Here is a 7,831-nt window from a genome sequence, read left to right on the forward strand (position 1 = left end):
CCGCCGCGCCGGCCGGCTGCCGGACCACCGCGGCCAGGCCGGCCGCCCCCTCGACCACAGCGGTGTCGCCTGCTTCACCGGCCGGGAGGGCGTCCGCCTCCCACCGGAGGTCTCCAGGACAGTCGGCTCGACGGCCGACTCGGTGGGCGTCTCGACAGCCGCCTCGACGGGCGCGGACTGCTCGGACGCGGCCCGTACGGACGCGGCCTTCACCGGTGCGGCTTTCACCGGCGCGGTCTTCACCGGTGCGGTCTTCACCGGTGCGGTCTTCACCGGCCTGGCCGTTGACGGCTTGACGGTCGCGGGCCGCTCGCCGATCGCCTGCGTCCAGCGGCGGGAGAACCAGGCCACGCCCACCAGCACGCAGACCAGGATGATCTTGATGAGCAGCAGTCGCCCGTAGGAGGTGTCGGTGAACGCCTTCCAACTGCCCATCTGCCGCCAGGCCTGATACGTCCCGCTGGCGATGAGGGTGCTGACGGCGCCCAGCGCGAGCGCGGAGAAGCGGCGCACCGCGGCCCGTTCGACGGTGCCCGCCGTGGAAGGCGCCCACAGCGCGGTCAGCAGCGTGATCAGGCCGCCGAGCCAGACCGCCATGGACAGCAGATGCACCACGTCCACCGGCATCGCCACCTTCGGCTGGATGCCCACCGAGGCGTGCTCGGCCATCGCCCAGGTGGCCGCGATGCCGACCGCGACGACACCGCCGCCGATACCGAGGCCCCAGGCCAGATCGGCCCGTTCAGCCGGATCGTCGCGCTTGGCGTAGCTGCCGAAGAGCACCGCGAGGAAGACCGCCGCCGCGGCGAGCAGCAGCAGCCGGGAGATCAGGGCCGCTCCCGGTCTGGTCTCCAGCTGGGTGCGCATCACGTCGAGGTCGAAGGCCTGTCCCAGGCCCTTGCCGTTGACGTACGGGCCGCGCAGCATGATCAGCCCGATGGTCGCGACCACCATCGCCACCCAGCCGGTGGTCGCGATCCGCTGCATCGGCCGCAGCAGGGCGCCCTTGGGCCAGCACACCGTCAAGAAGACCGAGCCGCCGACCAGCAGCGCGAACCCGGCGTAGGCGAGATAGCGGCCGATGCCGTAGAAGACGCTCGCCGCGCCGTTGCCGGCCGCCGCTTCGCCGGAGACGCTCACCGTGGTCTTGGAGGGCGCGCCGATCGAGAAGGTGAAGGCGCCCGCGACGGGATGGCTGTCCTGGGAGATGGCCCGCCACGCCACGGTGTACGTGCCCCCGGTGAGTCCCGGCTTCAGCGCCACCGTGGACGTGGCGCCGGCGTCCTTGCCGACCGCGTGGCCGGGGGTGCCCACCGCCACGTCCGTACCGCGCGGGTCGAGCACCCGCAGGCTGTCCGAGGAGAGCAGCACCCCTTCGGAGAAGGTGAGCACGATCCGCTGCGGCGCCGTTTTGACCACCGAGTTCTGCGCGGGGTCGGTGCCGATCAGCGCGGCGTGCGCGGAGGCGGGCGCGGCGGTGCCCAGCAGCAGTCCGAGCAGGGCGCCGAGCCCGATCGCGAGTGCGGCCAGCCTGCGGAGCACCGGCCGGCGGCCGGGTCGCCGCTGGGGAGCGGGGGTCGCGTACAACCGTGGATCCATCGGCTCGTCAGCCCTCCGGGTGGTACGTCGTCGGTCGCACCGGCACGGTGACGGTCATCGTGGCGGGCGTGGCATGCGCGAAGTGCAGGGTCAGGGTCACCTTGTCGCCGACCGGCGGCTTGCGGGTCAGGCTCTCCAGCATCAGATGGTCGGCGCCGGTGCCCAGCGTGAGCCGGCCGCCGGCCGGCACCGTCAGCGAGGCGACCTGGTACATGGTGGTGCCGGAAGTGGAGTGCAGGGTGACGTGTGCGGCCAGCGGGGTGCTCACACCGGTCAGCTCGGCCGCCGTGCCCCCGGAGTTGGTCACCGTGAAGTAGGCGGCGGCCAGGTCGGTGAGCAGCGGCTGGGGTATGTACGCGGCGCTGACCGAGAGCTTGGCCGGGGAACCGGGCTGCGCGGAGGCGTTCGCCCCCGAGGACGAGGAGCCGGCCAGGATCACCCCGGCGACCGCCGCGACGGCCACCGCGGCGGTTCCGCCGAGCGCGCCGGCCAGCGCGCGCCGCCGGCTCACGGGGCCTCGCTCCGGATGATCCTGGGCAGGTCGTGCTGGAACTGCGCGGCGGTGGTGCCGGACATGTAGAGCACATGGCCCTTGTTGTCCTTGGGCCAGAAGGCCAGCACCTCGGCGCCGTGCGTGACGGTGATGCTGCCGTCCTTCTCCTTCACCGGCGGGTCGATGCCCACACCGACCGAGCGGGCGGCGGCCTGGATGGCGGAGAACTTGCCGGTCAGCCCGATGAAGCTCTTGTCCATCGCGCCCAGCCACGCGGTGAGCCGGGCCGGGGTGTCGCGCTCGGGGTCGGAGCTGATGAACACCACGCGCAGCTTGTCCTGGTCGGCCTTGGGCAGCCGCGACTTGGCCAGCGCGATGTCGCTCATGGTGGTCGGGCAGACGTCGGGGCAGTGCGTGTAGCCGAAGAAGAGCAGCATCGGGTGCCCGGCGGTCTGCCGGACCAGGTCGAACGGCTTGCCGTGGTTGTCGGTCAGCGTGATCTGCGGCTTGGCGAAGGGCGTGTCGAGCAGTGTGCCGGCCTGTTGCACGCCGGAGACGGACGCCACGTTTCCGGCGTCGGAGGACGCGGCGGACCCGCCGGACCCGCCGGACCCGCCGCAGCCGGTCAGCAGGAGGACGGAGGCGGCGGTCAGTGCGGCGGCGGCACTGCCGAGCTTGCGGGTGGTGCGCATGAAGGCGGTTCCTTTGTACGGGGCTTCAAGGCGTGAAGGCTTCAGAACTTCAGAATTCAGGGCTTCGGTTCGGAGCAGCGGGGCTTCCGGGGCTTCAGGGCTTTTCCGGGGCGCCGGAGCCGGCGGCCCCCGGGGGCCGGGCGGCGGTGCGAAGGCTCCGCCGCCCGGCCCCGGACCCGACCACGGATCGGACGAGTCCGGCGGGGCGGCTCAGGCAGCCGGTTCCGATGGCCCGCCGGACGTCCCGCCCGCCGCGCCTCCGGTACCCGTCGCCGGTTCCCTGCGCCGGCCGGCGAAGACGCCGAAGCCGACGCCGATCACCCCGACCACGATGCCGACGATGCCCAGCGCCCTGGCCGTGCCGTCACTGGTGCTCGTCGAGGCGGCGCTGGACGCGGCCTGCGAGCCCGAGGGATCGGCGGCCGGCGCCGCGGCGGGCGTTCCGGCGGTGGCCGCACCCGAGCCGGCCGTGCCGGGCGCCCCGTCCGCGGGGTCGGCCGCGGTGAGCTTCAACGTCGGCGCCGGATTCTGCGGCTCCGGCTGGCCCGCCTGCGGGATCTCGATCCAGCGCACGATGTCACCGTTGTCGTACGTCTGCAGCGCCTTGAACGACAACGAGTCGGCGTCGGCGGGCAGCGGGCCGAGCGAGACCGGGAACTGCTGGAACTGCCCGGGTGCGATCTTGCCGCCGCTCCAGGTGATCTTGGAGACGGCCTGGTCCACCGTGCCGTCGTCGGTCTTCATGGGGGTGGCCAGCTTGGTCGTGGTGACCTGGGCGGTCCAGCCGGGCACCGGCTGGATGGACACCGACGCGATCGGGTGGTCGGTCGGCAGATTGACCTCCACCTTGGTGGTGTTGGCGTGGTCCTCCTCGTCGGGGACCTTGAAGGACACCGTGCTGTAGGCGCCCTTCTGTGCGGTGTCCGGCGTCACGGTGACGTGCGCGAAGGCGGGCACGGCGGCCAGCAGGACGGCCGAACCGGCGAGCGCGGCGACGGTCGCGGCACGGCCGCGCATACGAGAGCTGCTCATGGCAGTGGTTTCTCCACGGTGAGGTGGTGCTGACGGAGTCGTGGAACCCGCACACCGCGCCCGGCGGCGGCGGGAAGCGCGGGTCGCCGCCGCCCTCCGCGGGTGGTCCGCGGGTGAGGGCCGGATCGGCGACCGGCGGCCACGCGCGCCGTCGGGCAGGAGCCCACCGCAGTGGACCGCCGGGGCGCGTCAGGCCGCGAGCACGACCACCGGGGGAGCCCGTCCGGCCAGGCAGTGCCGCAGCCAGACCGTACGGTGCCGGGCGCCGGGTCCGCGGGCGACGCGGCGGGCACGCGGCCCGGCGTACGGCACCCGGGCCGCCAGCGCGGACAGCAGGGCCCAGGCCCGCCGCAGCACGGCGGGCGACAGCGCGGACAGGCTGGCAACGCCCCGTGCCGACAGCCGGATCAGCCGCCACAGCGCGGCCTCGCCGCGCCGCAGCAGCCAGCCGGCCACCACGGCGGCCAGCAGGTGGCCCAGCAGCATCGGCAGGGAGCACATGGACAGCATCGATGTCATCGAGGTCATGGAGCGCGTCACGGCGGTGGCCGCGTGCTCGGAGCCCGCCGCCCCGGACGCGGCCCGCACGCCCGGCATGTCCATCCCGGGCATGCGCATCCCCGGCATGTGCAGCCGGGAGCCCAGCGTCGCCGGGTCGAGCCCGGCCCCTACCACCACCTGCCGGGCGGCGGCCGGGGTCAGCCGCAGCCCGTGGTTGTCGCACACGAGGCGGGCGGCCACGGCCATCAGACCGCCGTCGCCGGATCCGGGAGCGGCCAAGGGGCCCGCGCCGGCTCCGGCCGGGCTGCCGGAGCCCGCGCCCGCAGCCGTACCGGAGATCGTGGCGCACATCTGCCCGACGTTGAAGACCGCGTGCAGCGCCAACTGCCCCAGCGCGAGCAGCGCCGCGATCCCGGGCAGCGTCCGCTCCCGCCCGGCCAGCGGCGCCACGACCGCGAACACCGCGAGCCAGCCGAACAGCAGCGACCAGCCCGGCACGGTCCGGCCGGAGGCCATGGTGTGCCCGGCGGCGGCCAGCACGACGCAGACCGCGGTGAACACCGCGGCCCGCGACATTCGCATACCGGCGCCCGCGCGCACGGAAGGGGCGGGAGTGACCATGACGGCGCACATCCTCTCACCGCGCCCCGCGGGTGAAAACACCGGGTGCCCGGCTCGCGGTGGTGTGTTCCGGTCGTCCCTTTACACCCGTACGCCGGGGTGTCACATCCGCCGAATGAGCGGTATCACGTCAACACCACGCTTACCGAAGCCTCTTCGCGGCAATACGTAACCGTATGTCGAGCCGCAGCCAGGAGGCTGGAGCATGAGCATCTGGTGGTCACTCCATTTGCGGCGCGAGGCTGCGAGCGTTCCGCTGGCGCGGAAGCTGCTCCTGGGAACGATGGAGACGGCCGGGGTCGATCCCGACATCTCCTTCGATCTCTCGGTGGCGCTCTCCGAAGCTTGTGCGAACGCCGTTGAACACGCCGGATCCGCCACGGGCTACAGCGTCACCGCCGAGATCGACGGCGACCGCTGCCGTATCGAAGTGGCCGACTCCGGGCCGGGTTTCTCCCGCGACCGCATCCGCCGTCCGGCCCGGCCGACGACCCTCAGGGGTCAGCACGCCGAGCACGGACGCGGGCTCTTCTTGATCGAAGCACTCGTGGACCACGTCCAGTTCCACGACCGGCCGGGACACGGCACGATCGTGGCCTTCGACAAGGTCCTGAAATGGCGTGAGGACGCCCTGCTGCAAGCATCCTGAGACCGCTGCGGGCGAGCCGGGCCGGCTCGGGCGGTGCGGTCAGCCGCGCAGCGCGGCCATCCACTCCTCGACCTCGTCGGCCTGCCGGGGCAGACCGTCCGAGAGATTGCGGGCGCCGCTGTCGGTGACCACGATGTCGTCCTCGATGCGCACCCCGATGCCCCGGTACTCCGCCGGCACCGTCAGATCGTCCGGCTGGAAGTACAGACCGGGCTCCACGGTGAGCACCATGCCCGGCACCAGCGTGCAGTCCACATAGGTCTCGGTACGGGCCTGCGCGCAGTCGTGCACGTCGAGGCCGAGCATGTGGCCGGTGCCGTGCAGGGTCCAGCGTCGCTGCAGGGACAGTTCGAGCACCCGCTCGACCGGGCCCTCCAGCAGTCCCCACTCCACCAGCCGTTCGGCCAGCACCTGCTGGGCCGCCTCGTGGAAGTCCCGGTAGCCGGCGCCCGGCTTGACCGCCGCGATGCCGGCCTGCTGGGCGTCGTACACCGCGTCGTAGATCTTGCGCTGGAGCGGAGAGAAGCGGCCGTTGATCGGCAGGGTGCGCGTGACGTCGGCGGTGTAGAGGGAGGTGGTCTCCACGCCCGCGTCGAGCAGCAGCAGTTCGCCGGAGCGGACCGGGCCGTCGTTGCGCACCCAGTGCAGCGTGGTGGCGTGCGGCCCCGCGGCGCAGATGGAGCCGTAGCCGATGTCGTTGCCCTCGACCCGGGCCCGCAGGAAGAACGTCCCCTCGATCCAGCGCTCCGAGGTAGCCTCGGCCCGGTCCAGCACCTTGACGACGTCCTCGAAGCCGCGGGCGGTGGAGTCGCAGGCCTTCTGCAGCTCGCCGATCTCGTACGCGTCCTTGACCAGGCGCAGTTCGGACAGGAACGACTTCAGTTCGGCGTCCCGCTCGGCGGTCACCTTGTCGGCGAGCGCCGCCTCGATGCCGGCGTCGAGGCCGCGAACGACCCGGACCGGTCCGGTCGCGGCCCGCAGCTCCTCGGCCGCCCGGCGGACGTCCTTGCAGGCCAGCCCCAGCAACTGCTCGCCTTCGGCGAGGCTGTTGCGCCGGCCGACCCACAGCTCGCCCTGGCCGTCGAGCCAGAACTCGCCGTTCTCCCGGTCCGAGCGCGGCAGCAGGTAGGCCGTCGCCTGGTGGCCGCCCGCCGGCAGCGGTTCGAGCACGAGGACGGCGTCCTGCGTCTGGTCGCCGGTCAGATGGACGTATTCGGTGGCGGCGCGGAACGGGTATTCGGTGTCGTTGGAGCGAGTCCGCAGCCGGCCGGCCGGCACCACGATCCGCTCGCCGGGAAAGCGGGCCGACAGCGCGGCGCGGCGGGCGGCGGCGTACGGCGCCTGCTCGATCGGCTCGAGACCATGCCGCTCGGTGTCGGCCCAGCCGGACTTCATGACGGTGGCCAGCTCCTCGGACACAGCGGGGTACAGCCCGTTCTTGCGCTGCTTGATGGGCTTGTCCTTCGCCACGCCCTGCTCGTCCCGGGCCTCGGCCACGTCCGCCTCCTCGTCATGCCGCAATGTGAACCTTTGGCCCATCGTAGGTGGGCCCGGGCGGTGCGGAAGAGGGGCCGCTGTGTCGGCGGAATCACACGGGCCGCCGCGGGTCGCCGGAAACCGGCCACGACCCGCCGCCCGGGGCCGGCCGCAGCTGTCCCGGAGCCGGCCGCACCCTGCCCCGGGGCCCGCCGAAGCGGCCGTTCGGGACCGGTCACCGGCCGTCACTCGAAGCGCGTCACCAGCAGCACCAGGTCCTCGGCCCCGTCCGCCAGGTCCAGCCCGTCCGGCAGCAGGGTGTGCAGGACGTGGTCGGCGAGCAGCTCCGGGTTCTCGCGGACGGCGCGCGGCGCGCTCTGGGCGGCGGAGTGCAGCCGGGCGACGGCCCGGTCGGCGGATTCGCCGGTCCGGTGCAGCAGGCCGTCGGTGTAGAGCAGCAGGCTCTCGCCGGGCCGGGCGCGCAGCTCCACGCTGGGCGCCTCCCAGCAGCTGAGCATGTTCAGCGGCGCCGACAGCGAGGTCTCGACGTACTCGCAGCGGTGGTTCCCGACCAGCAGCGGCGGGCAGTGCCCCGCGCCGGCCAGCACCAGCTTGTGGCCGCCGCCGGCCGCGGCGGTGGCGTAGGCGAACAGGGCGGTCGCCGAGCGGGCCGGTTCCGTCAGCCGCATCAGCAGCTCCAGATCGGACAGCACGGCCACCGGGTCCTCGCCCTCCATCACCGCGTACGCCCGCAGCGACGCGCGCAGC

Annotated in this window: 8 protein-coding genes and 1 pseudogene; 2 read left to right on the forward strand and 7 right to left on the reverse strand. The window is 73.2% G+C overall.

Annotation, left to right across the window (positions count from 1 at the left end):
• The first annotated feature begins 142 nt into the window (after window positions 1-142).
• Entirely contained in the window at window positions 143-403 is a 261-nt protein-coding gene (locus GA0115240_RS39475; protein WP_370673402.1) for a pentapeptide repeat-containing protein, read from the forward strand.
• Here the strand turns inward: GA0115240_RS39475 and GA0115240_RS33235 are convergent.
• The 5 genes and pseudogenes from GA0115240_RS33235 to GA0115240_RS33255 form a co-directional block, all read right to left on the reverse strand.
• Window positions 376-1,599 (reverse strand): annotated as a pseudogene (locus GA0115240_RS33235) (copper resistance protein CopC); the annotation flags it as partial. The gene GA0115240_RS39475 and the pseudogene GA0115240_RS33235 overlap by 28 nt on opposite strands.
• A gap of 7 nt (window positions 1,600-1,606) precedes the next feature.
• Window positions 1,607-2,110, reverse strand: a complete 504-nt coding sequence (locus GA0115240_RS33240) for a copper chaperone PCu(A)C (protein WP_256070161.1) — start codon at window positions 2,108-2,110, stop codon at window positions 1,607-1,609.
• A complete protein-coding gene (locus GA0115240_RS33245; RefSeq protein ID WP_093742584.1) occupies window positions 2,107-2,784 on the reverse strand; it encodes an SCO family protein in 678 nt (225 codons plus the stop codon). Before GA0115240_RS33245 ends, GA0115240_RS33240 begins: the two co-directional genes overlap by 4 nt.
• A 210-nt stretch (window positions 2,785-2,994) precedes the next feature.
• Window positions 2,995-3,816 carry a YcnI family copper-binding membrane protein gene (locus GA0115240_RS33250; protein WP_093742586.1) on the reverse strand — a complete coding sequence of 274 codons (822 nt, stop codon included), beginning with the start codon at window positions 3,814-3,816 and terminating at the stop codon, window positions 2,995-2,997.
• Between the two features lie 189 nt (window positions 3,817-4,005).
• Window positions 4,006-4,938, reverse strand: a complete 933-nt coding sequence (locus tag GA0115240_RS33255) for a hypothetical protein (protein ID WP_093742588.1) — start codon at window positions 4,936-4,938, stop codon at window positions 4,006-4,008.
• Window positions 4,939-5,143: 205 nt separating this feature from the next.
• Here GA0115240_RS33255 and GA0115240_RS33260 point away from each other — a divergent pair, with 205 nt between their 5' ends.
• Window positions 5,144-5,587, forward strand: a complete 444-nt coding sequence (locus tag GA0115240_RS33260; protein ID WP_093742590.1) for an ATP-binding protein — start codon at window positions 5,144-5,146, stop codon at window positions 5,585-5,587.
• Between the two features lie 39 nt (window positions 5,588-5,626).
• Here GA0115240_RS33260 and GA0115240_RS33265 read toward each other — a convergent pair whose 3' ends face one another.
• The gene (locus tag GA0115240_RS33265) at window positions 5,627-7,126 is read right to left on the reverse strand and encodes an aminopeptidase P family protein (RefSeq protein WP_093742592.1); all 1,500 of its coding nucleotides are present in this window, start codon (window positions 7,124-7,126) and stop codon (window positions 5,627-5,629) included.
• Between the two features lie 182 nt (window positions 7,127-7,308).
• Window positions 7,309-7,831 (reverse strand): SpoIIE family protein phosphatase (locus tag GA0115240_RS33270; protein WP_161302634.1); only part of this gene is annotated, 523 nt, incomplete at its 5' end.

This window comes from Streptomyces sp. DvalAA-14, assembly GCF_900091855.1.
Lineage (GTDB): Bacteria > Actinomycetota > Actinomycetes > Streptomycetales > Streptomycetaceae > Actinacidiphila.

What these genes read in the sequence shown, in the direction of transcription:
- GA0115240_RS33245 (WP_093742584.1), bottom strand. Translation starts at nt 2,784, where the DNA reads ATGCGCACCACCCGCAAGCTCGGCAGTGCCGCCGCCGCACTGACCGCC.
- GA0115240_RS33250 (WP_093742586.1), bottom strand. Translation starts at nt 3,816, where the DNA reads ATGAGCAGCTCTCGTATGCGCGGCCGTGCCGCGACCGTCGCCGCGCTC.
- GA0115240_RS33255 (WP_093742588.1), bottom strand. Translation starts at nt 4,938, where the DNA reads ATGGTCACTCCCGCCCCTTCCGTGCGCGCGGGCGCCGGTATGCGAATG.
- GA0115240_RS33260 (WP_093742590.1), top strand. Translation starts at nt 5,144, where the DNA reads ATGAGCATCTGGTGGTCACTCCATTTGCGGCGCGAGGCTGCGAGCGTT.
- GA0115240_RS33265 (WP_093742592.1), bottom strand. Translation starts at nt 7,126, where the DNA reads ATGGGCCAAAGGTTCACATTGCGGCATGACGAGGAGGCGGACGTGGCC.